Source organism: Chitinimonas naiadis (assembly GCF_054780835.1).
In genome coordinates, this window is record NZ_BAAGVO010000004.1 from 1,246,526 (window position 1) to 1,272,741 (window position 26,216).

The window sequence follows — 26,216 nt, forward strand, 5'->3', positions numbered from 1 at the left end:
ACTCCAAGCCAGCGTTGCATGCCCTGGCCGATTGCTTGCTGAAGCCGGAACCTTGGGGCATTGAACAATGCATTCAATTCTTTCTGGCCGAGACAAGACGCACTTGGCATGGTCGGGCGCGATCCATGATGGCCCGACGTCTGAAGCATTGCTCGCTCGGGCGTACCCACCGTACACAGGTCGTCACATGCATTGCGGATAGATTGGAAAGTGGCAACTTCGCGGAGCAGTTCAAAGACCAGCTGCGCCTTGCGCTCCATATTGATCGCGAAACCACACTGGCAGTGTGTCGCAAATGCCTTTCCAGCCGCAAAGACCACGTCAGACGCTATGCCAACTGGACAATCGATCTTGACGATGCACGATCAGCTACACAGCGCCCCATACGATAGATAACTCCATCGTGCGGTTTACGATTCTGCTAATACGCACGACAAAAAAGCGATACTTGATGACCACTCGTACTCTCCCCCCAGTTGACGCCTATGCCACATGCCCAGTTAATGGCTTGGTTCTGGAGTACTACGCGGGAACGTTTGAATCGGTATATGTGATGCTTAGCCCATTCATCCGCCTGGTAGAGATGGAAAAAGAACGCTTCCTTTCAGACGTCTGCTTGAGCAATACGGAATTAAAAGCGGGCTGCGAGCCCGTACGATGGGAGCAGGTGCGCTCAATGACCGGGTTAGATACGCTGGCAGAAGTTGATCTTGGCCTGCGAGCTAAGATCGGTGCAATTAGGACCACCCAAGCCAATGCAAGGTACGTCAAGGCAATTAGCGACCTTTTCGAACACCAATCCATTGCGCCACCCAACGAAGGCGCGTTCTCCTGGTCACTCCAGGACAAGGTCTTGGCTTTTATTCAACAGCAGGGATACGAATGGGTATGGGTAGGCGATGAGCTTTGTACAGAAAGAAAGCTTCACTGGATCGAAGACCTGAAAGCCGACGATACCGAGCTAACCTCCGGCCCTTGCAATGTGTTTACACCAGACAAACGCATACTCTGGACCACCCATTGGGATAGCCATTTCTCCTTCTTCTGTGCCTCCTCAGCAGTGATCGCCCGCTTGGCAGAGCAATCTAATCTGGAGGGCTTCTCATGCACGCCAACAACCCAAGTGTATTGGAGTCTCCACCCACAGTGAGGCTCCTGCGGAGAAGGTCCTACACCCCGTAGCGATGGAATCTGAACTAACCATTCACAGCCTCCTGACCACACCGTCCAATTCTCGTCACTTCATGGAAAGGACCCACCATGCAAGACGCAATGGTCACTACCGCCCTTACCCTTCCGGGCTATGTCGTGGTCAAAAATCATGGCGTGGTGCGGGGGATTACCGTCCGCTCGCGTTCCATCGTCGGTAATTTCTTCGGTGGCCTGCAGTCGCTGTTCGGCGGCAATATCACCATCTATACCTCGCTTTGCGAGCAGGCCCGCGCGGAGACCTATGCCTTGATGTGCCGGCATGCCCAGGAGCATGGGGCCAACGCCATCATTGCCATGCGCTACGACGCCACCGAGCTGATGGCCGGCCTGACCGAAGTCCTCTGCTACGGCACCGCCGTGACCGTTGTCCCGGAACGCCCTGCTGCCTGAACCGCCTTGGGGGCCTGCACCCCTGCAGTACCGGCGGAGCAGGTCACTTGAACCATGCCAGAACCTGCATGGAACAGACCCTCGTCGGTCACGCCTTCGGCTAAGCCAATGCGTGCAACCGGCGATGGCGCAGCAGGATGTTCCACACGTTACACCACATGCCCTCCCCGCCTGAGTAGGCCTGCGGCAGACTCTCCCGTCATTGCAATCGGCCGGCCTTGAACAGGCCGATGCCCCTGTCAATCACCGGAGAAACCCCATGCGCCACTCCCCCTGCCGCCGCAACCTGCTGCTTGCCTCCGCCGCCCTGCCCCTGGCCGCCAGTACCTCCTGGGCCTCGCAACCGGCACAGCCCAACCAAGCCAGCAGCACCAGCCGCCTGGCTGCGCTCGAGGCGGCCTCCGGCGGCCGGCTCGGGGTCGCCGCGTTGAACACCGCCAACGGCGCGCAACTGAGCCACCGTGCCGATGAACGCTTTGCGTTTTGCAGCACGTTCAAGGTTCTCCTGGCATCCGCCATCCTCAAGCGCAGCGAGACCGAGCCCGGCCTGCTGCAGCAAAAGGTCCGTTACACCAAGGCCGCGCTGGTCAACAACTCGTCCATTGCCGAGCAGCACGTAGCCACCGGCATGACCGTGGCCGAACTCTGCGCTGCCACCCTGCAGTACAGTGACAACACCGCCGGCAACCTGCTGATCGAACAATTGGGCGGCACGGCGGCGGTTACGGCCCATGCCCGGTCCATCGGCGACGAAGTCTTTCGCCTCGACCGCCGGTTGACCGAACTCAAGACCGCCCTGCCGGGCGACCCACGCGATACGACGACCCCGACAGCCATGATGAAAAGCCTGCAGGCACTTGCCCTGGGCCAGGCGCTCGGCAACGCGCAACGCCAGCAGCTGGTGACATGGATGCTGGGCAGCACCACCGGTACGACACGCATACGGGCCGGTGTGCCCAAGGACTGGCAGGTAGCGGACAAGACCGGCAGCGGTGACTACGGTAGTGCGAACGACGTCGGCGTGCTCTGGCCCAAGGACAAGCCGCCGATCGTGCTGGCGATCTACTTCACTCACCCGGACCAGGACGCCCCCCATCACAACGAGGTATTGGCCATGGCCGCGAGGATTGTCGCGGAAACCTTCGCCTAAGCCCGCGTCCAGCCAACCCGAACACCGGAGAAACCCGTGCCCCACTCCCCCAGCCGCCGCAATCTGTTGCTTGCCTCCGCCGCCCTGCCGCTAGCCGCCTGCACCTCCCTCCCCGACAGCCTGGCCGGCTACACCACCCAGAGCCGGCTGGCCGCCCTGGAAGCCGCCAGCGGCGGCAGGCTGGGCGTTGCCGCAATCAACACGGCCAACGGTGCGCAGAGCAGCCACCGTGCCGATGAGCGCTTTCCGTTCTGCAGTACCTTCAAGGTCATCGTGGCATCCGCCGTACTCAAACGCAGCGAGACCGAGCCCGGCCTGCTGCAGCAAAGGATCACCTACGCTAAGGACGTACTGGTCAGCTACTCGCCCATTACCGAGCAGCATGTGGGCACAGGTATGACCGTGGCCGAACTCTGCGCCGCCACCCTGCAGTACAGCGACAATACCGCCGGCAACCTGCTGATCAAGCTGGTGGGCGGGACAGCCGCAGTGACGGCCTACGCCCGTTCGATTGGCGACGAGACCTTCCGGCTGGACCGCTGGGAGACCGAACTCAATACCGCCCTGCCGGGCGATCCGCGCGACACCACCAGCCCGGCCGCCATGGCCAGGGACCTGCAGCGGCTGTTGCTGGGCGATGCACTGGGCAAGGTGCAGCAAGTGCAGCTCAGTGACTGGATGCTGGGCAACACCACCGGCGCAACCCGCATACGGGCCGGCGTACCCAAGGTCTGGCAGGTGGCAGACAAGACCGGCAGCGGCGCCTATGGCACCGCCAACGACGTGGGTGTGGTCTGGCCCAAGGATCGCCCTCCCATCGTGCTGGCGATCTACTTCACGCATCCGACCCCGGACGCGCCCTATCGCAACGAGGTATTGGCGATGGCAGCGCGGATCGTGGCCGAGACGCTCACCTGAACCGCAGCGCCCTTTAGCCGACCCTAGAGCCCGGCAAACCAACGACACCGAGGAAGACCCACTTGTTTACCCCCATCACCTTTGCCCGCCGCAGCACCTTGGCCTTCATCGCTGCCAGCTTTCTGCCAGCCCAGGCCGCAGAAGGCACCGATACCCTGCGCACCGCCGTCGATGCCGCCATACGCCCGCTCATGACCGAGTACGACGTACCCGGCATGGCCGTCGCCGTGACCATCAAGGGCCAGGTGCGCTATTTCAACTACGGCGTCGCCTCCCGGGAGGCCCAGACGCCGGTGACCGAGGCGACCTTGTTCGAGCTGGGTTCCGTCAGCAAGACCTTCACCGCCACCCTGGCCAGCCACGCCCTGAGCCAGGGTAAGCTATCGCTGGGCGACCATCCTTCCCGCTACATGCCGGAACTCAAAGGCAGCGCCATCGACAAGGCCAGCGTGCTCAACCTGGGGACCTACACCGCGGGCGGCCTGCCGCTGCAGTTCCCGGAAACGGTCGAAAACAGCGGCGACCTGACCAGCTACTACCAACAGTGGAAACCGACCGCCGCGCCCGGCAAGCAACGCCGCTACTCCAACCCCAGCCTGGGCCTGTTCGGCCATGTCACCGCACTGGCACTGAAGCAGGATTTTGCCGATGCCATGGCAACGCAGCTGCTCTCCCCCTTGGGCCTGGCACACACCCATGTGCGAGTGCCCGAGCAGGCAATGCCAAGCTATGCCTGGGGTTATAACAAGGCCAACCAGGCCGTGCGGGCCAACCCGGGCGGGTTCGCCGCCGAGACCTACGGTATCAAATCCACCTCGGCCGACATGATCCGCTATCTGCAGGCCAACATCGACCCGAGCACCCTGCCGGAGACCATGCAGCAGGCCGTGAAAGGCACTCACGTGGGCTACTTCCAGGTCGGCCCCATGGTGCAGGGCCTGGGTTGGGAACAGTACCCCTACCCGGTTTCGCTCAAGCAACTGCAGGCTGGTAATTCAGAAGCCATGATCTGGGACCCCAACCCTGCGCACCAGCTTGCCAATCCGACGCTTCCCAAAGGTCCCACGCTCTTCAACAAGACGGGCTCCACCGGCGGCTTTGGTGCCTACGCAGCGTTTATACCGGCCGAGAAGATCGGGATTGTGATGCTGGCCAACAAGAACTACCCGATTCCGGCGCGTATAAAAGCGGCCCATGCGATCTTGATTCAGCTTGCACCCGCCATGAAATAGTTGGCGCTGCGGTCGGGGGCAAATTACGCCCCAGCGAAGGCACACGCTTGCCAGACTCCGCAGCGCGGGGTGGTCAGGATTGAAACACCCTCTGAGGTAGCTTCGCCGCCAGGGCACTTACCAGTACCTTGGCGTCCCCAACTTCCAAGGAGGAAGCAAGCCAGATGGTCTTGCCCGCATAGTCGAAGGCGATAGGCCCGCTACTAAAACCCAGAATCGGGGGAAACAAGGACTGGTGACCTTCATCTGAGAGCGGCCGCTCGAAAACTCGAAGATCCTTCACCGCTACTACCGGGTAGGCACGATCTTGACCGACGCCAAATGCTTCAACGCGATGCAGCAAGACAGCCGCGTTCAAGGTAACGATTTCCCTGCCTGCGCATTGCCAGATCAATGAGCAGATCGCCATGACCCCGCCTAGCGTCCAGCCCACAAACCAGCACAGACGGAACAAATAGGATGAGTCGGCTTTCGGGTTGAACAGTTGACCAATCACGAGCACTTCGCCCACCAACCAGCCGCATACCCAGACCATCAGAAACAGCATGATAAAGCTGTGCCGCTCGGCCGGAATAGTGACGCGCAGTCCTTCCAGCGTGTTCTCCATCTGGTAGCGCGGCGATTTTGGTTTTGTTTTCATTCGTGACTTATCCCCCTCTACGAGCCGTCCTGCCTGGTCCGCTGATAAACTTACTCAGCCAGTTGCTGCTTTCCACCAGGATCAAGCAATCTGAACGAAAGCGATTCCCTGGCGCTTCTCATTTCAAGCCGTTTCTGCAGCACCGCTTTCTACATGGCTTCCATATCGCGCGAGCATTTAGCCTGAGGTTTGACGATATCTCTCAATGCCTTGGCCATCGCGGCCTGCCCGTCCTTGAAGAACTGATCACGGCTGATTTTGGCGGCAACATCATTGATCACGCAGCTACAGGTCTTGCCAAACTCTTTGTTCAGAATGGGTTCAACGACCTCCCACTCCTTGGCGGCTCCGGCATTGCCTTGCTCGGCACCTTTCTCCAGAAATGCCTTACGCTGCGGGCCCACGACCGCGAGCGTACAGCCCCGGTTTGCCGCACTGATATCCGCGCTCGACCAGCCCTTGGCCGTTGACAACTCCTGCGCCTGCGCTTGGCCCAATGCCGCCGTCAGCAATCCGCGATGACAAGGGGTCTCACGCTCGCTGGGCGCGGCAGAATACAAAGCAATATCACCGACCACAGCAAAGCAGGTACTTGGGCGGTGTACCTGCATGATTGTGCCCCAAACCCGTCTGGCGGCATCTGATCACGCGTGTTAGGTCGTGCTTGCGCGATTTTCGGCTAGGTCTTGAATCGCGTCCGTGCCCGCAAGCTTTACAAGTCATAGATTGTAAAACCCACTTACAACCCAAGGGTTGTAGTTGATGCCCGCGCAGACCATCGCCAACGCTGCGGCGTCGTTCCGCTCCAGCGCCGGAACGCCCGGCTGAAGGCGCTCTGCTCGGAGTAGCCCAGCAGCAGGGCAATCTCGGGCAGGGTCAACCGCGGGTCACGCAGATAGTCCCGCGCCAGGCAGTAGCGGGTGTCTTCCAGCAGGTCCCGATAGCACCAGCCCCGCTCCTGCAGCCGGCGACGCAGGGTACGGCCCGAGAGATGCAGGCCATCGGCACAGTGCTCCAGCGCCGGCTCCCCCTGTAGCAACAGTTGGGAGAGCAGGCGGCGCAGATCCTGCAGGAAATAATCCTTGTCCGGCATGGCGGCCAGCAAGCGCGCCACCTGCTGCTCCAGCAGGGCGGCCAAGGCCGGGTCGGGCTGGCGCAAGGGCAGCTCGAGGAAGGACGCGAGGAACTGGATACGCGTCGCGGACTGGCCAAACAGCACCGGGCAGCCAAAGAAGCGGACATAGGGTGCGACATCCTGGGGCGCCGGCTCTACAAAGTGCACTGCCTCCGGCACGACCTGGATGCCCGTGATCTGCCGGGCAAAGTGCAACAGGGCCGCCAACCCGCACTGGTTGGCCAGCAGGCCAATGGCCCGCGCATCCTCTCCCCACTCCAGCACCAGTAAACCGCCGTCGAGATAGTGCCGGACAGGGCTCACGTCGTGCACCAGCCGCTGGTAGCGCATATAGCGCGCCATGGCCGTCGTGACCGAGCTGGAGACCAGGAACACATAACCCAGCGGCCCCAAGTGCGCCGGTGTGATAGTGGCACCGATCTGCAAACCCAGCGCCGGGTCCCCCAACCGGTTCGCGGCCCGCCTTAACAACTGGCGCCAGCGGCTCGCCGCATAGGCAGGTTCACGCTCTGGGTCGGGGCCAGGCTCGCCCAGCACCGCGCCGGCATCCTGCCCCTGCTGGTGCAGGTAATCGAACAGCAGCCGCACATAGCCAGTGGGTACGCTGCCGTCTACCGGCAGGTCTGGGTTGGCTATGTCAATGGCGGTCTGCATGATGGCCTGAAGTGTCAAAACACTGGCCCGCCATGTCAAGCCTGTAGGTGGGCGTGCGCTCTAACATGCGCAAGACAACCACAACGGAGACTTGCCATGATCGCCCCCTCCGCCGCGCAGGCGCACGCCCTGCTGCGTGACCCCAGCCACTTCCAGTGGCACGTCATTCCCATCCTGCTGTTGGTCATCCACGCCTATGGCGAGCAGGCCGCCGCCAGGCGTTGGAGCGTGGTGCTGGGCGGTATCGCCTTCTGGCTGATGGACTGGGTCAACGAGATCGGCAACGGCCTGTTGTTCCACTTCACCGGCTACGCTCCCGCCTGGGGCACGCCGGGCGGGTCGGCCTATGTAATCCTGATCGGCCTCAATATCGAAATCAGCTTCATGTTCGCCATCATGGGCCTGTTCGCGGTACGCGCCCTGCCGGCGGACCGGCAACTGAAAATCCTCGGCATCAACAACCGCTGGCTGATCGCCGGCGTCAGCTCGGTGCTGTGCGTACTGGTGGAGCTCTGGCTCAACCATATCGGCGCGCTGACCTGGGAATGGCCATGGTGGAACGTCGGCGCACCGCTACTGATCTGGCTGATCGGCTATCTGCCCTTCTTTGCCGTGGCCTACTGGGTGCATGACATGCCGTCGACCCGACGGCAGCTCACCGTCGTGGGTGGCTTGGCAACCACCGTGTTGACCGGGCTGGGGGTGTTTGGTGGGGTGTTGGGTTGGATTTGAGGTCAACCACATGGGAGAGTGGGTCATCCTTTGGGCTGGCCCGTACTAGCGCACGCCGCTACGTACCTTGCGCTGAAGCACTTCACCCAGCGGCTGGTCTGGCCATTTCCGCCAAGCGCGGGGTGGGGTGGCCCGAAGCTGATTTTCAATCAGATCGGCATCGGCGCTATTCGCCAAGCGAAGCACCTCAACCAGCAGGGTTGCTTGCGCATGCCGCTCGGCACGGAGACTCAGCGCCTTGGACAGGGGGATGTTCTTGCGGGAGGACTTGCTGTTCTCTCCGTAGGTATTCCTTCGATCCTTGGCGTAGCTCAACCGTTTCTTTTCCTGAGGTGTCATTTACCTGGCCTTGCGAGCGATGCATCAGCAATGACTTGCCTAATCCAGCGCGTATAAAATATATGCTAACTCGTTGCTTATAAAGCGGGATTACCCAGAATACCACGCCACCATCGCACCCATAACAAGCAGGTGTGGCTTATCGCCAACAGCGCCAACACCAGGCAACCCATCTGCTATTCTCTGCCCTCCCGTTCCATCGCCGCACGGCGACGGACAGGGGCTGCCGCCCGGCAGCCAGCGTGTCCAGGGTTTGCTTTCGTCTTGTCCACACCCCAACAGCATGTAGCAGCCACAAGCTGCTGAATCAGCCATTCCCATCCCAGGCTTGAGCAACAAAGCTCAAGCCCGGATGAATATACAGGAGGGTATTGCTTGTCCGCTCAACACACTTTGGCCCGTTTCGGGCTTACTGCCCTGGCAGCGTGCTTCGTACCGGCGCTGAGCGCCGCACCGGCCGCTACGCCCGTGGCATCCGGCTACAGCCAGCCACCCAAGAACATTCTGGACGTGATGCGCGCACCGTCGCCACCCGCGGCCTATATCAGCCCCACCCGCGAGCAGATGCTGCTGGTATCCCTGCAGGAATACCCCTCCATCGCCCGCGTTGCCACGCCTTTCCTGCGCCTGGGTGGCGTGCGTATCGAACCCAAAAACCATAGTCGCCATGACACCCCCGGCGGTTACGGCATCAACCCCTGCGCGGCCACGGCGGATCTGGTCACGGTTGCCGATGGCAGCCAGCGCCAGATCAAGCTGCCCGAAGGCTGCGCCACCGGGCCGGCCTGGAGTGCCGATGGCAAGCGCTTTGTGTTCGAGAACGTCACGGCCGACACGGTCGAATTGTGGGTAGGTGACGGCAAAACCGGCGCCATCCGCCGTATCAACGGTGTGCACTTGAACCAGATGCTCGGCGACGAACTGCAATGGATGCCGGACCAGAAGACCCTGCTGGTCAAACTGGTGCCGCAGCGCATGGGCCCACCGCCGGTCGCGCCCACCATGCCAGCCGGCCCGAGCATTCAGGAAGCCGACGGCGAAAAAGGCCAGAGCAGCACCTACGAAACGCGTGACACCCTGAACAACGCGCACGACGAGAACCTGTTCGACTACTACGGTACCGCGCAGATCGCCCTGATCGATGCCGACACTGGCAAGATCACGCCGATCGGCAAGCCGGACCGCTACGCCCAGCTCGATCCGGCACCCGGTGGCAAGCACCTGCTGGTCGCCACCATCCACAAGCCTTACTCCTATGTCACCACGCATGATCGCTTCCCGCGTGAAGTGGACGTCTGGGATATCTCGAAGCGTTCGGCTGCCGTGAACCAGCATATCGCCTCGCTACCGCTGGCTGACCGGGTGCCTATCCATGGCGAACCGCTGGGTCCGCGTGACTTCCTCTGGCGCCCCACCGACCCGGCCACCCTGGTCTGGGCCGAGGCACTGGACGGCGGTGACTGGAACGTGAAGGTTCCGGCCCGCGACAAGATCATGCTGCAGAAGGCGCCGTTCAAGGCCGCAGCGGTCGAGGTTGCCCGCACCGAGCAACGCTACGCCGGCATCATCTGGGGTGAGCAAGCCAACATTGCCCTCCTGAACGAGTACGATCACAACCGCCACTGGCGTCGCAGCTTTGTCGTCAACCTCGACGACAGCAAGCAGCAGCCTCGCCTCCTGTGGGATCTCTCGACCGAAGAAAAATACGGCAACCCGGGTAACCCAGTGCTGCGCCGGCTGCCGAACGGCACCGTGGTCCTGCGCCAGGAAGGTGACAGCATCTTCCTGTCCGGCAACGGCGCCTCGCCCGATGGCGACCGTCCTTTCCTCGACCGGTACGACCTCAAGACCCAGAAGACCGAGCGCCTGTTCCGTAGCGACAAGACCGTGCTGGAGCGCTTCCTGGCTTTCACCGGCCCAGATTCGAAGCGCTTCCTGACCTGGCACCAGTCGCCGACCGATGCACCGAACGCCTACATCCGCACACTGGGCGCAACGATCGACGCACCCGCCGGCGAAGCGGTCTATGCCAGCACCAGCACCGCCGTGACGCACATTGCCGACCCGACGCCCGCCGTACGCGATATCAAGAAGCGGCTGGTGAAGTACAAGCGCGCCGATGGCGTTGACCTGTCGTTCACGCTGTACACCCCGCCCGGCTACAAGGAAGGCACCCGCGTACCGACCATTCTGTACGCCTATCCGCTCGACTATGCCGATGCGTCCAAGGCCGGCCAGGTATCCGGCTCGCAAGCCACCTTCACCCGTCTGAAGGGCTACCGCCTGTTGCTGATGGCAGGCTACGCCATCATCGACAACGCCTCCTTCCCGGTGGTGGGTGACCCGAAGAAAGCCTACGACACCTACATGGAGCAACTGGTTGCCGATGCCAAGGCCGCAGTGGACGAAGCCGTTCGCCTGGGCGTGGCAGACCCCGAGCGCGTGGGTGTGACCGGTCATAGCCATGGCGCCCTGATGACCGCCAACCTGGTCGCCCATTCGGACCTGTTCCGTGCCGGCGTCGCCACCAGCGGTTCCTACAACAAGACCCTCACCCCGTTCGGCTTCCAGAGCGAGCGTCGTTCGGTCTGGGAAGCCGCCGATGTCTACCAGAAGGTCTCGACCTTCTTCTACGCCGACAAGATCAAGACCCCGCTCCTGATCATGCACGGCGCCGACGATGCCAACCCTGGCACCACCCCGCTGCAAGCCACCAAGCTGTACGAGGCAATCCGCGGCAACGGCGGCACCACCCGCCTGGTGATGCTGCCGCATGAGCCGCACTGGTATACCGCCAAGGAATCGAACGAACAGCAGATCTATGAAATGCTGCGCTGGTTCGACAAGTACGTGAAGGCAGCACCGTCCCGCGCCAGCGGCACACCAGTCGCCGCCAAGTAAGCCCTCGCCGTCGCAGGCCGCAAGGAAGCGACGGCAGGCTGGTTTAGCGGTAAAGAATAAGCCGGGCTACCCATGGGTAGGCCCGGCTTTTTCATTTGGAAAGGCTCAGTGACTGGCCCGGTACCTCACTGGACCGCCGGCTGCACCAGGTTGATCAGATTGCCGCAGCCATCCTCAAAGATCACCGCCGTGATCGGTCCCATGCTCTTGGGCTCCCCCCGGAACACCACACCCAACGCCTTCAGGCGCGCATACTCTGCCATCACATCATGGGTGATGAAGGCCGTCGACGGGATGCCGGCATCGAACAGCGCCTTCTGGTAGACCTGCGCAGGCGGGAACCCCATCGGCTCCAGCACCAGTTCCGCACCCACCGCGCCCTCCGGGGACGTCACCGTCAGCCAGCGGAACGGCCCCATGGGGATATCGTGCAGCTTTTCAAAGCCGAGCACCCGGGTATAGAAATCCAGCGCCTTGTCCTGGTCATCGACCGTTACGCTGGCGAGTTTGATCTGCATGGTTGTCTCCTCGATTCAATATCGGTGCTCAGCGCGGATAAACATGAAACCCATCAAAATCCCGCTTCCCCACCGGCGCCCCTAGGTGACGCAGGATGGCGTAAGCCATGCTGAAGTGGAATAGGTGATTGGGCAGGCCGTACTGCAGCAGGTACTCGCTGGCCACAATATCAAACCGGCCCTGCCCGGCTTCGGCGTGGATCACCCGCTCGGTCGCGGGATCGAAGTCTGCCGGGTCAAGCGCAGCCAGCAACGCCAGACCACGTGAGATATACGACTGCAAACCTTCAAAACTCAGTTCGTAGCCCACATAGTCCGGGATGGGCAGGCCTGCCAGCGGATAGCAGGTTCTAAAGCTGAAATTCACCGCCACCTCCACCTGCTTGTAAAAAGGCAGCATGTCATCTGCCAGACGTGCCTGCAGCAAGTCGGACGGATCTTGTTCGCAGCGATGGCAGTGGGCTTCCCCAATCTGTACCAGCGAGGACAGTTGCTCTAGATAGCGACGGAAAACGGGAACGGAGGCGGCATGAAGCGAGAGGGGCATACGTTATTCCTGAGATTGACCAAAGCTCACGGACGAGCCACGCAGTAGCTCACCACGGAGCGCACGGCCCCCGTGAGCGCCGCTGAGCATCGCAACCCGTCTCGGGGCCGTCCGGGGAGCGTTGTCTGAGCCGGCTTGCCGGCGAGTTTCGCTCTCCGGCCGAGACGGGTGAGAAGCGCAAGGAACCCGCGTAGCGGGCGGTGCTGTCGGGGTCGCCTTTGCTTTGCTTACTCTTCTTTTGGCGATGCAAAAGAAAGTAAGGCGGCCGCGGGACGCACTCCCGCATTCAAACCGCACACAGTGCGGATAATGCGGCAACAGCCGCTACATAAATACCGCCAGCTTATCTCACAAGCGCCCCGGCAAATACCAGGTCAACGCCGTGACCAGCTTGGCCGCCTCGGTCTCATCCAGCGATGCTCCCAGATAGACGGCCTTCCTGTCGTACTCGAACGCAATGGCCCCATTGCCCTTGCCCAGCAAGGGTGGAATAAAGGTCCGACGTCGGCGGTAGCCCGAGGGGTCATGATGGACGACACGCAGGCCGGTGATGGCATCCAGCGGATACTGCCGCGTGATGCCGAGACGGAATACCTGGATGCGCTGGGACAAGGTGGTAGAGGTAATACGCAAAACCTCGGTCCCCACCAGTTGCCAAAGCAGGAATAGCGACGCCCAGATCCCGCCCAGGGTCCAGAAGACCAGCCAGAAGATCATGAAGCCGGGAGAACGCCGGCTGGTGTGGCCGACCAGTTCCTTGATGACTGCGACTTCGGCAGTCAACCAGAAGACCAGCCACAGGCAGAGGAAGAAAATGCTGAGCCAGTGCTTGCGGGTAGGCAGGATGGCAACCAGGCCCTTGTGATCGCGCTGTAGCACGAAACGGTCCTGGCCAATACGTGACGGCATGGTTTGCCTGGGCACAGAGTGGTCGATCATCTAGCGTCGCTCACGGCAGACACTTGATCAAGCGAAATCTGCCTGATCCGCACTGTCCAAATTACCTGGACATCCTGCAACCCAGGCGCCAGGCCCATCACGCGCCGTACAGCCCCATATCCGGCCGGATGCCATGCTGCTGCATGAAGGCCTTGGGATCAAAACCCTGCTCCGCGTAGTGTTTCTGCGTGGCCGCCTGGGCCACCGCCATCGCGTCGGCGCTTTCCCATTCCACGATAGTCACCATATTGAATTCGCTCGGGCCGCTCACCTGGGTCAACACCCGATTCTGACGGCAGCCCGGCATGGAACTCAGTAGTGCCTGGATATGCCGCAAGCGTTCGGCAAAAGCGGCTGAGGCCGCCGCCGGAACCGAGAACTTGTCGACGCGAAACAAGGACGTGCTGGGGACGACAGGCTGCTGAGACATACTGGATGCTCCAAGGAGTGTGCCCATGCACACGATGATGGCATCCTAGAACTTCAAGTCGGCTTTACATCAATAAAAATCCGAGTACTAGCCCGACAGCATGGCCAGCGGGTCATATCAGGCTACGCCCATGTCTGCTGGTGCCCTAGGGCGATGTGGCAGAACCTGGGCTGAAAAGGCCAGGCGCTGCACCGACCGCCGCCTCAACCTGGGTGGATAACTCATTGGTGGTGAACCCGGCGCGGCCCAATGTGTAATCCGCCAGCAGGATACGAAACCCGGCCTGCTGATCTGCTTTCCAGCTATTGAACAGCAGCACGCAGAGGATAACCATGATCTCCTTGGTGTAGGTCAGATCGGAATTGGTGTTACGGATCGCCTCCGCATTCTGTTGCATCAGGTCGTAGTTATTGCAGAGGCTACGCCAAGCCTGCGCTATCGGCGCGTCGTACTGGTTCTTACGCAAGTCTGTTGCGGCCAGGGTGTAGAGATCATTCAAGGCCTTGACGACCGCTTCCCGGCCCACCCCCTGCGTTGGCGACTTCGGCACACTTTTCTGGCCGCCGCCGGCGCTATTGACCTTGACGTTGGTACCCAGGGCCTCAATGTACTTGGCGATGTAGTTGCGCACGGTACCGGAATAGATATTCCCGAACGGGTCTGTCACCTGATGGGAGGGGATCAGCGTCCCGGTCGCCTTCTCCTCCGCCGAGCCGCTGGGTGGATGTCCCGATGGCAAGCCCATCTGCGCCAGCCACTCATGCCCGAATAGCTCATGGGTCAGCGCACCGATGCCCGCATCCTTGTCGTAGTAGATCATGGTGTAAGTGCCGTCCGGGCTCATGCCACCTGATGACAAGGTGACACCCATCACGGTCGGGTCCAGCACAATGCCGCGGATGTCGGCAATGCTGCGGTCAGCAAGGCCCTTGGCCGATTCCTTGACCTTGAACTTATGGCTGTCGGGCACGGCGAATATCTTCACATGCCCGCTATCAACAATGTTCTTCAGCTTGCTCCAGCGAAATCCATCCTCCGGTGTCGTGTGGCCGGCATCGTAGGCCAGCTTCCCTCTCGCGCTGACGTTGACGTGTGCTTGGTCGTTACCAGAGAACAGCCCACCCTGGTTCTTGATCTGCTTGGCCGCCTCCGTATCGGCGAACACATCACCGGTCGTCCAGTTGGTCTGCTGGTGCAGCGCTTGATCAGGCGCTGCACTCAGGCGCACCCGGCTGCTTCGTCCTGCAAGGGCATGCGTCGTTACTTGGTCGGCCTCGGCTTCGAGTGCCTCGGTGGAGGCAGGACGCCCGGGATTGCGCTGCTGCGCCACGTGGGCGAGCTCGTGCAGCAGCAAGCGGCGGCCGCTTGGCAGGTCCGGCCTGTAGCGGCCGGCATCGAAATAGATATCACCGCCCTGGGTATAGGCATCGGCATGGCGGGTTTGCGCTGCGACGGCGGCAGAAGCATCGGTGTGGATACGCGCCTTGCCCGCCCAGTTCGCAGGGACAAACTGCACGCCGACCGGGCGATCCGCCGGTTCTGGCGTAGCAAAGTCCAACGCGAACCGTGACTTCACCCGGTTCGCCAGACTCGCGCCGCCCATCTCGACCATGCTGCTGACCGGCGATTGTAATCCCTGCTTGTTGCCGCTCCCTGCTTGCCTGCCGGGGTTCAGCCGTCCAGCAAGTGCCGGCACCCCGCGGCCACGGCCTGTCCGCTTTGATGTCTTGGGCTTGCGTGCAAAGGTCTGCATGATCACGGCTCCCTGAATATGGCGCCAGTGTCAGCCCGGACAGCAGGCGCTGACTATCATTCATATGGATGAAAAAGGCGGATATCCCAGCAAACGGCCCGTTCTGCCGACAGACGGTCATTCTGTTCGCAAGAGTCAGACAGGCCGGGGCTTTTCCGTGATTCAGGCAAGTTCAACCTCACTGTAACCTGCCTGAAACGCGCCCCCTCTTTTTCACTGTGGATGCCTGATCTGACGACCTATTCGGGCATTTGTCCCAAGGAAAATCGCGCTCAAAACCGTTGGTCGCCAAATTACTGGCCCAACTTGAAAAAGTCGCAGTGCAGCATGTATACCTACCGCACAAAATAGAAAGACAAATACAGGGTTTGAGGAGGAATCATGTCTAGGCTCCCTGGCCTGCGGTTGCTTTACGTCTGTTTGATGCATTCTTCGCCGAACCCACAGCTGGTTCTGGCACCTCCTAGCTGCCCTATCCATCCGCCGTCCCGCTCCAGACCGCCATCTCGGCCCAGTCCTCACTAGGCCCCTGCGCGCTGTGCTCAGCACGCACTGAATACCGCTGTCTGAACTTCGTTAAATCCTAGGCACACGTCTTCGGAAGGAGACCTGGCATGTCCACTGTTACGCTCAATATCAGGGTTGCCATCGCTGACGGCCCGACCTGGACCATCGCACAGACCGATGAGATCGGTGCTTACGACGTCCTCGACATCGTGCTCCCTGCCGGCACCGCCAGCCAATTGGTGGAGCTGCAACCCACCGTGGCCAGCCGTATCCAGCTGCTGGTCATCCAGTCCAGCCTTTACGGGCCGGAGATCCAGTTCAAGACCAACGCCGGTGCGGCCGACTCCCCGGCCATCAGCCTCTTGGGGCCGCAGATCTACGGCAGTGGCGTGGCCACGCTGTTCGCGGTGGCACCCAACTCGCTCAAGCTCAGCAACAGCTTTGCCGCTGGCACGCCAGGCAAGAACGCCCGTATCCAGATACTGATCGGCCGCGACCCGACACCCTAGCCTTCCGAACCCCGCCGTAGCCACTCCGGAGCTGGTATCGCGCAGCAGATGCCGCTACCCGGGGAACGCTTTTCCACGTTCAACCGACATGCTGCGAAGAGAGGACCGACATGGCCAGTTATCTCCACCCCGGCGTCTATATCGAAGAGCTGCCCAGCGGCGCGCGACCGATTGAAGGCGTAGGCACTTCCACCGCCTGTTTCATCGGCTATGCCACCCGCGGCCCACTGGGCAAGCCGGTACTGCTATCGAACTGGGACGACTACGTCCGTACCTTCGGTGACCTGCGGGAGGTCGTTGGCTCCAAGCGCGGCGACGACCTGGGGCTGTCCGTCAGCGCCTTCTTCCTCAATGGCGGCACCAAGGCCTATGTGACCCGCATCGCCAAGAGCGGCACGACCGGCATCGCCACCGTCAAGCTCAAGGATGCGGCGACCACCGAGATACTGACCGTCAACGCCATCAGTCCCGGCGTATGGGCCAGGGACCTGATCCTGCGCCTGACACCACGTGGCCCCAATGGTTCGGACAACTTCCTCGCAGAAGTCGGCCGCATGAAAAAGGCACCCAACAACACCGAGTACTTCGAGCCGGCCGAGAACCTGGGCGAGGTCAACGCCGACGACGCCAAGCCCAACGGGCTGATCCGGGTGATCAACGTCAGTTCCAAGCTGATCACACTGGCCTCCCCGGCCGGAACGGCGACCGCCACGCTCAAGGCGGCGCATGTCGCCAAGGAAACGCTGACCGCCAAGCTCGCCGGCGGTGCCGATGGCGACGCCCCGGTGGTAGCCGATTACAAGGCGGTGTTCGATGCCCTGCTGAAGGTACGCGACGTCAACATCCTGCTACTGCCCGGCGTGTTCAAGGGGGATGACCCCAACACCGGACCGAACGAGGACATGACCGATATCATCGATGCCGCCATCGCTCACTGCGAGACGATCCGCAACCGCATGGTCATCATTGATATCGCCCCTGGCATTGAGCTCAGCGACGAGAACGAAGTCAACGACCTGGGTCTGCCAACCTCGACCTACGCGGCGACCTACTATCCCTGGACCTGGATCAACAATCCTTTCTACAACCCGGATTCCAACCCGGCGGCCGACCGCACGGTGCTGGTCTCACCGGCCGCCACCGCAGCCGGCCTGTGGGCCAAGACCGACGGTCGCCGCGGCGTCTGGAAAGCCCCGGCCGGTATCGAGTTCCCGGTGTTGGGTGTGTCGTCCCTGCAGTTCGTGGTGGAAGACCCGGAACAGGACTTCCTCAACCCGGCTGGCGTCAATGCCCTGAGGCGCATGCCGGGCTTCGGGCCGGTGGTCTGGGGGACGCGCACCCGCTCCACCCGGGCCAACCCGGAATGGCGCTATGTGCCGGTTCGGCGTACCGCGCTGTTCATCGAGGAGAGTGTCTACAACGGCATCCAGTGGGCAGTGTTCGAGCCCAATGATCACCGGTTGTGGTCCTCGCTGCGCACCAATATCGAATCCTTCATGAACGGCCTGTTCCGTGTCGGCGCCTTCCAGGGCGAGAAAGCCTCGGACGCCTTCTTTGTCCGCTGCGGCTTGGGCCAGACCATGATCCAGGACGATATCGACCGAGGTCAGGTCATCGTGCTGATCGGGTTTGCCCCGGTCAAACCGGCGGAATTCGTCATCGTGCGTATTCAACAGAAAGTCGCCCAGCAATAGGCGCAGGAGAATCCCATGGCTGCCCCGATGTTTCCGGTGAACACCCACCGTTTCGACCCCTACCGTACCTTCAAATTCCAGGTACTGATCGACGGCAAGCCCGTCGCCGGCCTAAAGAAGATGAGCGCCCTCAAGCGCAAGACCGAGCCCATCAAATGGCGTACGGCGGGTGACCCGTCCACCGAGCGTATCCTGCCCGGTGGCACCAGCTACGAGCCCATCACCCTGGAGCAAGGTCTCTCCCACGACCCCGGCTTCGAGATCTGGGCCAACCTGGTGAACAACGTGGAGGGTGATGCGGCCATGTCCTTGAAGAACTTCCGCAAGGATATCGTCATCAACGTGCTCAATATGCAGGGCCAGGTTGCGCTGTCCTACAAGGTGTTCCGTGCCTGGGTGTCCGAGTTCCAGGCGGTACCGGATCTCGACTCCGGCACCATGAACGCCGTCGGCATCCAGAGCGTGGTGCTGCAGCACGAGGGTTGGCAACGCGATAGCAGCGTGGCCGAGCCGGCCGAGACCTGAGCGGACGCGACGATGATGCGCAAGGGGATGCGGCCATGAGCGGCCACGCAATGGGAACCCTGCCTGGGGGCTTGCCCACCGGGCACGGCCTGGCCCGCGACTACGCCTTCCGGCCGGCTGACGGCCGGCTGGAGCTAGCCATCGGCGAGATTGCCCACAACGGGGATGAGGCGGCAACGTCCACCCCGCGCGCGGTCTCGCTCGTCCTCGCCGCCGCCTTGCAGCACCTCGGGGATGAAATCCCCTCCCTGCAGGCCATCAACGCACTATGCGTTGCCGACCGGCAATACCTCATGCGGGCGCTGGCCCAGCACCTCGGGGATGACGGCGGCTGGTTCGCCGCCCAATGCAGCCAGTGCAAGGCACGGTTCGACTTCCAGCTCAGCTATGCCGAGCTACCAGTCAAACCGGCCGGTACCGGCTTCCCGCAGGCCACGGTCGAGGTCCACGGCCAGGCCCTGCGCGTGCGCGTGCCGACCGGGGCCGACCAGCTCGCCCTGCTCGCCCGGCCAGACGAACAACAGCCGCACTACCTGCTGGCTGCGCTGCTCGATCATGCCAACGCTGCACACCTCGCCAGCGAACTCAGTACCGCCGAGCGCGAGCGGATCGAAGCCGCGCTGGAAGACATCGCCCCTGCCGTGGTCTGCGAGGTTGGTGCCAGTTGCCCGGAGTGCGGTGCCGCCAACCAGGTAGGCATCGACCCCTATATCGTGCTGGCGCGCGACGCCACACCACTGCTGGCGGAGGTACACCGGCTGGCCTTGCACTACCACTGGAGCGAGGCCGACATCCTGGCCCTGCCCAAGGCCCGCCGGCAGCGCTACTTGATGCTGATCGATCAATCCCGCGGCATGAGCCAGTGAGAGAGACGACATGGGCATCCTCAACGACACCCTGACCGACGCCCTGCGGCCCCTGCCGACAGCCATGGTGCTGCGCCGCAGTGCCGACGGTGACGATTACCAACCGGAGTACAGCGACGCCGGCAGCGACGGTGCACTCACGGTTTTCCGACTCCAGAAGGACGGCGGTTCAACCCCGCCGGTAGCACCAACGGGCCCTTACCATTTGCCCGATACCAGCCCAAAAGCAGGCAATCAGGCATTGGCGGCTGTGATTCATGACGCTTTGCTCCCGCTAGCGGGTTTTCAGGACGGCTTGGCAACAAGTGAAAGTGAAGCAATCAGACGACGAGCAGACAGCTTGAATAAGTTCGCAAGCAGTGTTCCTCCGGATCCGATGTCTCCCCTGAGTAGTACGGCGATTTCGACTGGCGTGCACAGCAAACCGGGCCCAATTCCGGCAATTTTGGATGAACGTACGTGGGTGCCTTCTCAACGTAATGACGACATTGACGAAAGGAGACAGGAAACGGGCCGGGGTGCCCTCTCTGGAGACCTTTTCAACGCCTTGCCGGCAGCAACAGCCACGCCGGCATCGCCCCTGCCATCCCCCGCTTCCGACGAGGCGATGGCCGTCGCCAGCCCCGTGGCAGCCACGCCACGGCGGGCTGACGACATCCCTATCAGCGTGCAGTCCGCTTCAGCGCCTGCTGCCGCAGCAGCACCGCAGCTCGCGGCCCAGGCGACGCGACGCGACGCCCGGCCCGGCAACGGCCAGACGCTGCACGCCCAACCCGGCATAGCCGTACACACAACGGCAGGGACCGCTAGTCCCGCAGTCAGCCATACCGTGACGGACAACACGCCACGGCTGACCATCGGCCGTATCGACGTGCTGGTGCTGGCGCCACCCGCCGCCCCCGCCCGTAACGTCAGCAGCCAGAGCGATGCCGCCTTCCTCAGCAAGCACTACCTGCGGAGGCTCTGATGTCGCTGGCGATCCCCTCACTCGCCCAGACCTGCCGCGACTATGCCCAGCAACTGGCGGATGGCATCAAGGTGGTCGGCTTCTCCGAGATCCGCGTCACCATTGGCTCACCCGGTACGGTGGCACCGGATGACGGCGCCGAGAAACAGAGCCTCAACCTGTTCTTCTTCCGTTTCGAGACCTCGGGCTTCGACGGTGCCGTCTTGCCTGGCGAGCCCTGGCTCTTGCGCATGCACTGCCTGGTCACGCCGTTTTCCATCGTCGAGGACGACAAGGTCTCCAGCGGCGAGAATGACCTGCGCATCCTGGGCGAAGCCTTGCGGCATTTCCATGAGCATCCGGTCATCGAGCTGACGGTCGAGGGCCAGTCCTATCTGATCCAGACCATCTACCTCAACCTGGGCCTGGAGCAGATCAATCAGCTCTGGTCCACCCAGGGCGATACCGTCTACCGGCCTTCGGCCCTGATCGAGGTCAGCCTCGCGCCGGTATTGCCCCGCGTGGCCGCCATCGAGGCCCCGCGCGTCGGCAGCCTGGGGCTCGATGTCCGCGCGGTACACGAGCAACCGGCGGACTTCCGTGCCGGCCTCCTGATCAGCACACCACTCGTGCGGCCCGCCTATCCGGCCATCAGCCAGGAGGCCTGGGCACCATCGCTGTGCCTGGTCGTCGCCGGCCAATGCCTGCAGGCACTGACGCTCAATACCGACGATTTCCCGGTCAACCCCTTCGTCGCCAAGGTCTGGGTGGCGGGCGATCCTGGCGCCAGCGTGCAACTACGCTGGGAAATATGGGATAGCGCCAACGGCTGGGTGGCGCAAGCGCCGGCACCGGCCTTTGCGCTGCAGCACCGCTTTATCGATCCTGACCATACACCCAACCCTGCCTTGCCCAATATCACGCTGCCCGGTCATCCCTACCAGGCAGGCCAGGCGGTGCTGTATGCCGAGCGCAGCTACACCCGCGCCGCCGATGGCGTGGTGCTGACGGTACGCAGCAACCCGGTGCTGGTCACACTGCACGAGGGGGCATGATGAACGCACCGTCGCTCAACACCGCCAGCCTTGACGCCCTCTCCCCGGAATGGGAGCGCTTGCAGGTCCTGGCCTATTGCCTGTCCATGAGCCGGCAGGGCCGCGACATCCCCGAGGCCGAGATCAACCGCCTTCGCGCCCTGCAGCAACAGGTGGACGTCCTGCGCGCGCCCGACGGCATCTGGGAGCGCTTGCTGGGTACCGCCCTCAGCCCGCTGGAGTGGGACATCCTGGCAGCCGTGGTCGGCCCCGAGCTGGAGCCGCGCCTGGGCTGGATCTACCAGAGCCTTCAGAACGCCGGCCAGACCAGCCCCAGCCGTGCCCTGATCCATGAGCTGCTGGCGCTCGACGCCCAGCAGGGCGAGGCGCTGCGCACCGCCCTGGCCCCACTTGCGCCGCTGCGCCAGCTACGTTTGATCATCGGCGGACGCAGTGACGCCTGGCAACCGCTGGAGGCCGAGACCGGCCTGGTTGCCCGGCTCGCCGGCCGACCCTGGGAGCTGCCGGCACCGCCCGGCGCCGAACCCGTACCCACCACGGCCGAATGGGAAGACCTGGTGCTGCCACCCGACCGGCTGACCATGCTGCGCGAGTTCCTGCTGTGGATCGCCCACCGCGAGCGGGTGGAGGACGACTGGGGCGGCGCGGCCGTCGGCGGGCCGGTCGCCCTGTTCGCCGGCCCCTCCGGCACCGGCAAGACGCTGGCGGCCAGCGTGCTGGCCAACCGCCTGGGCTGGCCGCTGTTCCGGGTGGACCTCGGCCGGGTGGTCAGCAAATACGTGGGTGAAACCGAAGAAAACCTCAACCGCCTGTTCGATGCCGCCCACGGCCGGCCCATGGTGCTGCAGTTCGATGAAGCCGATGCTCTGTTCGCCAAGCGTGGCGAGGTGAAGGAAGCCCGCGACCGCTACGCCAATATGGAAGTCAGCCACCTGCTGTCGCGCATCGAAAGCCATCGCGGGCCCTGCATCCTCACCAGCAACCTGCGCCGGCAGATGGACACCGCGTTCACCCGTCGCCTGCAGATGGTGGTGGATTTCCCCCGTCCGGACGACGCCGCCCGGCTCACGCTCTGGACCCGCCTGCTGCCGCAACGCGCCCCGCTGGTGGCGGACCTGCCGCTGGATCTGGTCGCCGGTGCCGTGGCGCTGTCCGGCGGGCAGATACGCAATGCCGCCCTCCACGCCGCCTACCTTGCGGCCGGCGACGATACCGCCATCGCTCTGCCCCATATCGCGCTCGGCATCTGGCGCGAGTTGGCCAAGGACGGCCATGAATGCACGCCGGCCGCGCTTGGGGCGCTGGCCGGCTTTCTGCCGCAGGAGTTCCATGATGCAGCTTGATATCCAGCGCCTGGTACTGACACTGCCGCCCGAGTTCGGCGGCAACCGTGCCCAGCATATTGCCCGCCTGACCGGTGAGGCCCTGGCCGCCCACCTGCCGGCCCATGTCGGCGGCGAGCTGGCCAGCCTCAGGGTACCGCCGCTCACGGTGCAGGCGGCCTGGTCTGACCATCGCGTGGCCAGCCATATCGCCAGCGCCCTGCACGGCGCCATCAGCCGGCAGCAACAGGGAGGCCAATGATGCTCAAGCCGGTCAAAGGCTTTCTGATCGAATACGCGCTGGCCGTGCCACCGCTGGTGCTGGCGTTTGATTTCAACCCGCAGCAGCTGGCGCGCAACCGCTCGGTGACCATCACCCTGGGCAGCACGCAAGCCACCCGTGGCGGCTTCGATTTCTTCCTGCCGACCGAGACCCCGCGTGTCTCGCAAGGGGTGACGGTGGAGCCGGAGAGCTTCGACGTGGAAATCCTGCTAGACGCGACCGACCGCATGAACGACGGCGACGGTCTGGCCCGTACGCTGGGCGTGGAACCGGAACTCGCCACCCTGCGCACCATGGTGGAACCCAAGACCCAGGGTCCCGGTGGGGTGCAGATGCTGGCCGGGCTGGGACTTGGCAGCCCACGTGCCTTCCAGCGCAATGAATCGGCCTCGGTGCTGCTCTTCGTGTGGGGCCTGCATGTGCTGCCGGTCTTCCTCAAGGGCGTGGACGTGACCGAATCGGCCCACCTGCCCAGCCTGGTGCCCTACCGCGCCACCGTGAAGCTGAGCCTGCAGGTGATCGAGGGCAACAACCCCTTCTACCTGATGGAAAAGATCAAGCAGGTCGGCTTTGCCGCCATCAATACCGGTCGCAGCGCAGCCGCCGCCGTGGGAGGGCTGCTCTGATGTTCGATCGTCGCTCCCGCTATTTCAGTGCCCGCCGCTACCAAGTGGGCGAAGACGGCAAGCCGGTCTTCAAGGGCGTGCGCGCCCGCGTCATCGGCCCGGCCACGCCCTTGCTGGAGCATGGCCTGCAGCCCGAGCAGCGGCTCGACGCACTGGGCGTGCACTACTACAACGACGCCCGACTGTGGTGGCGCATCATCGATGCCAACCCGGACGTCCTCTGCGCCGCCCAGCTCGAACTGATCGGCCTGCCGCCGCTCCCCCGGCGTAGCGATACGCCCCAGCCGCAGCAAGGCAACGCAACCGAGCTGGGCGAGGTGCTGCTGATACCCCGTAGCTCGGAGGGCGGCACATGAACTTCAGCCTCAGCCTCGATGCCCTGGCCACGCGCGCGCCGGCCGAATGCGTGATCACCGTCAATGGCTTCCCCATCGACAGCCTCTACCCGCTGCTGACCGAGGCCACCGTGGAAACCGGCCGCAACGCGCCGGATACCGCCAGCCTGGTGTTCGAAAGCCGCCGCGACGAACTGGGCCAGTGGCTGGTGCAGGATGCGATCGGTCTGGATGGCCAGCACCTGTTCCGCGAATGGAACCGCGTCACCATCTCGGCCGTGTTCGGCACCACCAGCGAGGAAATCCTGCGCGGTTTCATCCGCGAGGTGAAAACCGAATACCCGCCCGATGCCGGCGGCGCCAAGGTGACGGTGGAATGCCAGGACGAATCGCTGCAACTGGATCGCGAGCACCGCCGGCAGTCCTGGGGCAGCACCGAGCAGCCCAGCAGCGACAGCCTGATCCTGATGGAGATCATTGGTCGCTACCCCGGCCTCTCGCCCGACCCGCAGAACGCCAGCGGCCGCAGCGGCATCATCGGCGAGAACCAGGACGGCAAGGACATACAGTTCCTGCAGGCACGGGCCGAGGACAACGGCTACGAGCTGATCTTCCGTGGCGGACAGGTCTACTTCGGGCCGGTCCGTACCCAGCAGCCCCTGCCGCAACCGACCATCCTGGTCTACGCTGGCCGCGACGGCAATTGCATCTCGCTCAATGTCACCGGCGACGCCCACCAACCCGATGCCGTCTCCTTCGACCTGCCCGGCGAGGGGGATGCCAGCGCCCGGCAGGTGGTGGTGCAGCCCGATCTACCGGTCATGGGGACGGAGCGCGCCGGCAACCCGGCGGCCGGGCTCAACCCCTGCGTCTGGAACCTCAGCGGCCAGGCCGGTGGCGGTGCCAGCGACAACGAAGAACGCCTGCGCGCCAAGGCGCTGGCCAAGGCCAACGATGCCGACCTGCACAAGGTCCAGGCCGAGGGCGAGCTGGACGGCACGCTCTACGGCCATGTGCTGCGGCCCGGCCTGCCGGTGGGCATCGACGGCATCGGCAACCTGCAGTCCGGCATCTACTACGTCGATACCGTCACCCACAATTTCAATGCCCAGGGCTACCGCCAGCGCTTCAAGCTGCTGCGCAATGCCTGGGGCGACAACCTCGCCAGCTTGCCCGGTCCCGGGCCGCTGGCGGCGGTCATGGGGGCTGGCTTTGCGGTACTCGGAGGGCTCAGCCTGTGAGCGAGCTGGAACGCACCCTCGTCAATACCCTGCGGGAGCAGAAGGCCTACGGCAAGTACCGCGGCTTCGTGGTCGACAACAACGACCCGCAAAAGCTCGGCCGGCTCAAGGTCATGGTCCCGGCGCTGCTGGGCGACCAGAGCACCGACTGGGCCCTGCCCTGCCTGCCCTGCGGCGGGATTGCCGACCAGGGCTTCATCTGCCTACCGGACGTGGGCGCTCAACTGTGGGTGGAGTTCGAGGGCGGCAACCTCAGCACCCCGATCTGGACCGGCACCTTCTGGCAACAGGCCAGCGATGTGCCGGCCGAGCTGGCCGACCAGACCACCACCCGCTTGTGGAAGACCACCGCCGGCCATGTGTTCCTGCTGGAAGACAAGGAAGGCGACGAGCATATCCAGCTCTTGCACTCAGGCGGTGCCAACCTCGATATCGACCCCAAGGGCACGCTCGCGATCACCGACCAGAACGGCGCGCGCGTGACGCTGGATGCCGAGAACAACCAGGTGATCGTCGAGGACGCCAACGGCAACAGCCTGACCATGAGCAGCAGCGGCACCACGGTGGAGGACGCCAACGGCAACAAGCTGGAAATGGCCGCCGCCGGCATCACCGTCAAGGGCACCAAGATCGTGGTGGATGGCCAGCAGGTCATGCTCGGCGGCGAGGGTGGTGAGCCGCTGATCAAGGGCCAGAGCTTCCTCACGCTGTTCGCTACCCATATCCACACCTGCACCGCGCCCGGCAGCCCCACCTCGCCGCCCATACCACAGGGCGAAATGAGCAGCCTGTCCCTCAAAGTGAAGAGCGCCTGACC

Annotated in this window: 28 protein-coding genes; 19 read left to right on the plus strand and 9 right to left on the minus strand. The window is 63.2% G+C overall.

Translation table 11 applies throughout. The features are described from left to right. Positions 1–451: 451 nt before the first annotated feature. The 5 genes from ACYVHK_RS12110 to ampC all read left to right on the plus strand — a co-directional run bounded on the left by ACYVHK_RS12110 (position 452) and on the right by ampC (position 4,902). Complete coding sequence (locus ACYVHK_RS12110; protein ID WP_460531963.1) at positions 452–1,150, plus strand: DUF2711 family protein; 699 nt, start codon at positions 452–454, stop codon at positions 1,148–1,150. Between the two features lie 110 nt (positions 1,151–1,260). Then, positions 1,261–1,602, plus strand: coding sequence for a YbjQ family protein (locus ACYVHK_RS12115; protein WP_460531966.1), 342 nt, complete (start codon positions 1,261–1,263; stop codon positions 1,600–1,602). 259 nt (positions 1,603–1,861) lie between these two features. Further along, entirely contained in the window at positions 1,862–2,752 is an 891-nt protein-coding gene (gene bla / locus ACYVHK_RS12120; protein WP_460531969.1) for a serine hydrolase, read from the plus strand. A 36-nt stretch (positions 2,753–2,788) separates the two neighbouring features. Continuing rightward, on the plus strand, positions 2,789–3,670 hold the full coding sequence (bla, locus tag ACYVHK_RS12125) for a serine hydrolase (protein WP_460531972.1): 882 nt from the start codon (positions 2,789–2,791) through the stop codon (positions 3,668–3,670). Between the two features lie 74 nt (positions 3,671–3,744). Further along, the gene (gene ampC, locus ACYVHK_RS12130) at positions 3,745–4,902 is read left to right on the plus strand and encodes a class C beta-lactamase (protein WP_460534055.1); all 1,158 of its coding nucleotides are present in this window, start codon (positions 3,745–3,747) and stop codon (positions 4,900–4,902) included. Positions 4,903–4,975: 73 nt separating this feature from the next. Here the strand turns inward: ampC and ACYVHK_RS12135 are convergent, their stop codons facing one another. The 3 genes from ACYVHK_RS12135 to ACYVHK_RS12145 form a co-directional block, all read right to left on the minus strand. Continuing rightward, positions 4,976–5,542: a hypothetical protein gene (locus ACYVHK_RS12135; RefSeq protein WP_460531975.1), complete on the minus strand. Its 567-nt coding sequence runs from the start codon at positions 5,540–5,542 to the stop codon at positions 4,976–4,978. A 149-nt stretch (positions 5,543–5,691) separates the two neighbouring features. Beyond that, positions 5,692–6,153, minus strand: coding sequence for a hypothetical protein (locus ACYVHK_RS12140; RefSeq protein WP_460531978.1), 462 nt, complete (start codon positions 6,151–6,153; stop codon positions 5,692–5,694). Positions 6,154–6,281: 128 nt separating this feature from the next. Continuing rightward, the gene (locus ACYVHK_RS12145) at positions 6,282–7,331 is read right to left on the minus strand and encodes an AraC family transcriptional regulator (RefSeq protein WP_460531981.1); all 1,050 of its coding nucleotides are present in this window, start codon (positions 7,329–7,331) and stop codon (positions 6,282–6,284) included. Positions 7,332–7,427: 96 nt separating this feature from the next. Between ACYVHK_RS12145 and ACYVHK_RS12150 the strand changes: the two genes are divergently transcribed. Beyond that, positions 7,428–8,063 carry a hypothetical protein gene (locus tag ACYVHK_RS12150; RefSeq protein ID WP_460531985.1) on the plus strand — a complete coding sequence of 212 codons (636 nt, stop codon included), beginning with the start codon at positions 7,428–7,430 and terminating at the stop codon, positions 8,061–8,063. A gap of 45 nt (positions 8,064–8,108) precedes the next feature. Here the strand turns inward: ACYVHK_RS12150 and ACYVHK_RS12155 are convergent, their stop codons facing one another. After that, a complete protein-coding gene (locus tag ACYVHK_RS12155; protein ID WP_460531988.1) occupies positions 8,109–8,402 on the minus strand; it encodes a hypothetical protein in 294 nt (97 codons plus the stop codon). Positions 8,403–8,777: 375 nt separating this feature from the next. On the opposite strand from ACYVHK_RS12155, the gene ACYVHK_RS12160 reads away from it, so the two are divergent. Then, the gene (locus ACYVHK_RS12160) at positions 8,778–11,303 is read left to right on the plus strand and encodes a S9 family peptidase (protein WP_460531991.1); all 2,526 of its coding nucleotides are present in this window, start codon (positions 8,778–8,780) and stop codon (positions 11,301–11,303) included. 125 nt (positions 11,304–11,428) lie between these two features. Here ACYVHK_RS12160 and ACYVHK_RS12165 read toward each other — a convergent pair whose 3' ends face one another. From ACYVHK_RS12165 to ACYVHK_RS12185, 5 genes are all read right to left on the minus strand, one after another. Continuing rightward, positions 11,429–11,821 carry a VOC family protein gene (locus tag ACYVHK_RS12165; RefSeq protein WP_460531994.1) on the minus strand — a complete coding sequence of 131 codons (393 nt, stop codon included), beginning with the start codon at positions 11,819–11,821 and terminating at the stop codon, positions 11,429–11,431. A gap of 28 nt (positions 11,822–11,849) precedes the next feature. Next, complete coding sequence (locus ACYVHK_RS12170; RefSeq protein ID WP_460531997.1) at positions 11,850–12,368, minus strand: DUF1993 domain-containing protein; 519 nt, start codon at positions 12,366–12,368, stop codon at positions 11,850–11,852. 348 nt (positions 12,369–12,716) lie between these two features. After that, positions 12,717–13,277: a hypothetical protein gene (locus ACYVHK_RS12175; RefSeq protein ID WP_460532000.1), complete on the minus strand. Its 561-nt coding sequence runs from the start codon at positions 13,275–13,277 to the stop codon at positions 12,717–12,719. Positions 13,278–13,404: 127 nt separating this feature from the next. After that, positions 13,405–13,737, minus strand: coding sequence for an antibiotic biosynthesis monooxygenase family protein (locus tag ACYVHK_RS12180; protein ID WP_460532003.1), 333 nt, complete (start codon positions 13,735–13,737; stop codon positions 13,405–13,407). Between the two features lie 145 nt (positions 13,738–13,882). Further along, positions 13,883–15,490, minus strand: a complete 1,608-nt coding sequence (locus tag ACYVHK_RS12185; protein WP_460532006.1) for an eCIS core domain-containing protein — start codon at positions 15,488–15,490, stop codon at positions 13,883–13,885. Positions 15,491–16,104: 614 nt separating this feature from the next. On the opposite strand from ACYVHK_RS12185, the gene ACYVHK_RS12190 reads away from it, so the two are divergent. The 12 genes from ACYVHK_RS12190 (at position 16,105) to ACYVHK_RS12245 (ending at position 26,214) form a co-directional block, all read left to right on the plus strand. Next, positions 16,105–16,506 (plus strand): hypothetical protein, encoded by a 402-nt coding sequence (locus tag ACYVHK_RS12190; protein WP_460532009.1) that lies wholly within the window; start codon positions 16,105–16,107, stop codon positions 16,504–16,506. A gap of 110 nt (positions 16,507–16,616) precedes the next feature. After that, a complete protein-coding gene (locus ACYVHK_RS12195; RefSeq protein ID WP_460532012.1) occupies positions 16,617–18,200 on the plus strand; it encodes a phage tail sheath family protein in 1,584 nt (527 codons plus the stop codon). 15 nt (positions 18,201–18,215) lie between these two features. Beyond that, positions 18,216–18,725 carry a phage tail protein gene (locus ACYVHK_RS12200; protein WP_460532015.1) on the plus strand — a complete coding sequence of 170 codons (510 nt, stop codon included), beginning with the start codon at positions 18,216–18,218 and terminating at the stop codon, positions 18,723–18,725. Positions 18,726–18,760: 35 nt separating this feature from the next. After that, entirely contained in the window at positions 18,761–19,591 is an 831-nt protein-coding gene (locus ACYVHK_RS12205) for a hypothetical protein (RefSeq protein ID WP_460532019.1), read from the plus strand. A 547-nt stretch (positions 19,592–20,138) separates the two neighbouring features. Then, positions 20,139–20,558: a hypothetical protein gene (locus ACYVHK_RS12210; protein ID WP_460532022.1), complete on the plus strand. Its 420-nt coding sequence runs from the start codon at positions 20,139–20,141 to the stop codon at positions 20,556–20,558. Then, positions 20,558–21,592, plus strand: a complete 1,035-nt coding sequence (locus tag ACYVHK_RS12215; RefSeq protein ID WP_460532026.1) for a Pvc16 family protein — start codon at positions 20,558–20,560, stop codon at positions 21,590–21,592. The genes ACYVHK_RS12210 and ACYVHK_RS12215 overlap by 1 nt, the downstream gene beginning before the upstream one ends. After that, positions 21,589–22,935, plus strand: a complete 1,347-nt coding sequence (locus tag ACYVHK_RS12220; protein WP_460532029.1) for an ATP-binding protein — start codon at positions 21,589–21,591, stop codon at positions 22,933–22,935. The genes ACYVHK_RS12215 and ACYVHK_RS12220 overlap by 4 nt, the downstream gene beginning before the upstream one ends. Next, complete coding sequence (locus ACYVHK_RS12225) at positions 22,922–23,176, plus strand: hypothetical protein (protein WP_460532032.1); 255 nt, start codon at positions 22,922–22,924, stop codon at positions 23,174–23,176. Before ACYVHK_RS12220 ends, ACYVHK_RS12225 begins: the two co-directional genes overlap by 14 nt. Next, the gene (locus ACYVHK_RS12230; protein WP_460532035.1) at positions 23,173–23,823 is read left to right on the plus strand and encodes a hypothetical protein; all 651 of its coding nucleotides are present in this window, start codon (positions 23,173–23,175) and stop codon (positions 23,821–23,823) included. The genes ACYVHK_RS12225 and ACYVHK_RS12230 overlap by 4 nt, the downstream gene beginning before the upstream one ends. Then, the gene (locus ACYVHK_RS12235) at positions 23,823–24,179 is read left to right on the plus strand and encodes a hypothetical protein (RefSeq protein WP_460532038.1); all 357 of its coding nucleotides are present in this window, start codon (positions 23,823–23,825) and stop codon (positions 24,177–24,179) included. The genes ACYVHK_RS12230 and ACYVHK_RS12235 overlap by 1 nt, the downstream gene beginning before the upstream one ends. After that, entirely contained in the window at positions 24,176–25,399 is a 1,224-nt protein-coding gene (locus ACYVHK_RS12240) for a phage late control D family protein (protein WP_460532041.1), read from the plus strand. Before ACYVHK_RS12235 ends, ACYVHK_RS12240 begins: the two co-directional genes overlap by 4 nt. Then, a complete protein-coding gene (locus tag ACYVHK_RS12245; RefSeq protein WP_460532044.1) occupies positions 25,396–26,214 on the plus strand; it encodes a phage baseplate assembly protein V in 819 nt (272 codons plus the stop codon). The genes ACYVHK_RS12240 and ACYVHK_RS12245 overlap by 4 nt, the downstream gene beginning before the upstream one ends. Positions 26,215–26,216: the final 2 nt, after the last annotated feature.

Excerpts from the sequence above, each read along its gene's own strand:
- ACYVHK_RS12110 (WP_460531963.1), top strand. The coding sequence starts at position 452 with ATGACCACTCGTACTCTCCCCCCAGTTGACGCCTATGCCACATGCCCA.
- ACYVHK_RS12115 (WP_460531966.1), top strand. The coding sequence starts at position 1,261 with ATGCAAGACGCAATGGTCACTACCGCCCTTACCCTTCCGGGCTATGTC.
- bla (WP_460531969.1), top strand. The coding sequence starts at position 1,862 with ATGCGCCACTCCCCCTGCCGCCGCAACCTGCTGCTTGCCTCCGCCGCC.
- ACYVHK_RS12135 (WP_460531975.1), bottom strand. The coding sequence starts at position 5,542 with ATGAAAACAAAACCAAAATCGCCGCGCTACCAGATGGAGAACACGCTG.
- ACYVHK_RS12140 (WP_460531978.1), bottom strand. The coding sequence starts at position 6,153 with ATGCAGGTACACCGCCCAAGTACCTGCTTTGCTGTGGTCGGTGATATT.
- ACYVHK_RS12145 (WP_460531981.1), bottom strand. The coding sequence starts at position 7,331 with ATGCAGACCGCCATTGACATAGCCAACCCAGACCTGCCGGTAGACGGC.
- ACYVHK_RS12150 (WP_460531985.1), top strand. The coding sequence starts at position 7,428 with ATGATCGCCCCCTCCGCCGCGCAGGCGCACGCCCTGCTGCGTGACCCC.
- ACYVHK_RS12155 (WP_460531988.1), bottom strand. The coding sequence starts at position 8,402 with ATGACACCTCAGGAAAAGAAACGGTTGAGCTACGCCAAGGATCGAAGG.
- ACYVHK_RS12165 (WP_460531994.1), bottom strand. The coding sequence starts at position 11,821 with ATGCAGATCAAACTCGCCAGCGTAACGGTCGATGACCAGGACAAGGCG.
- ACYVHK_RS12170 (WP_460531997.1), bottom strand. The coding sequence starts at position 12,368 with ATGCCCCTCTCGCTTCATGCCGCCTCCGTTCCCGTTTTCCGTCGCTAT.
- ACYVHK_RS12175 (WP_460532000.1), bottom strand. The coding sequence starts at position 13,277 with ATGCCGTCACGTATTGGCCAGGACCGTTTCGTGCTACAGCGCGATCAC.
- ACYVHK_RS12180 (WP_460532003.1), bottom strand. The coding sequence starts at position 13,737 with ATGTCTCAGCAGCCTGTCGTCCCCAGCACGTCCTTGTTTCGCGTCGAC.
- ACYVHK_RS12185 (WP_460532006.1), bottom strand. The coding sequence starts at position 15,490 with ATGCAGACCTTTGCACGCAAGCCCAAGACATCAAAGCGGACAGGCCGT.
- ACYVHK_RS12190 (WP_460532009.1), top strand. The coding sequence starts at position 16,105 with ATGTCCACTGTTACGCTCAATATCAGGGTTGCCATCGCTGACGGCCCG.
- ACYVHK_RS12195 (WP_460532012.1), top strand. The coding sequence starts at position 16,617 with ATGGCCAGTTATCTCCACCCCGGCGTCTATATCGAAGAGCTGCCCAGC.
- ACYVHK_RS12200 (WP_460532015.1), top strand. The coding sequence starts at position 18,216 with ATGGCTGCCCCGATGTTTCCGGTGAACACCCACCGTTTCGACCCCTAC.
- ACYVHK_RS12205 (WP_460532019.1), top strand. The coding sequence starts at position 18,761 with ATGAGCGGCCACGCAATGGGAACCCTGCCTGGGGGCTTGCCCACCGGG.
- ACYVHK_RS12215 (WP_460532026.1), top strand. The coding sequence starts at position 20,558 with ATGTCGCTGGCGATCCCCTCACTCGCCCAGACCTGCCGCGACTATGCC.
- ACYVHK_RS12220 (WP_460532029.1), top strand. The coding sequence starts at position 21,589 with ATGATGAACGCACCGTCGCTCAACACCGCCAGCCTTGACGCCCTCTCC.
- ACYVHK_RS12225 (WP_460532032.1), top strand. The coding sequence starts at position 22,922 with ATGATGCAGCTTGATATCCAGCGCCTGGTACTGACACTGCCGCCCGAG.
- ACYVHK_RS12230 (WP_460532035.1), top strand. The coding sequence starts at position 23,173 with ATGATGCTCAAGCCGGTCAAAGGCTTTCTGATCGAATACGCGCTGGCC.
- ACYVHK_RS12235 (WP_460532038.1), top strand. The coding sequence starts at position 23,823 with ATGTTCGATCGTCGCTCCCGCTATTTCAGTGCCCGCCGCTACCAAGTG.
- ACYVHK_RS12240 (WP_460532041.1), top strand. The coding sequence starts at position 24,176 with ATGAACTTCAGCCTCAGCCTCGATGCCCTGGCCACGCGCGCGCCGGCC.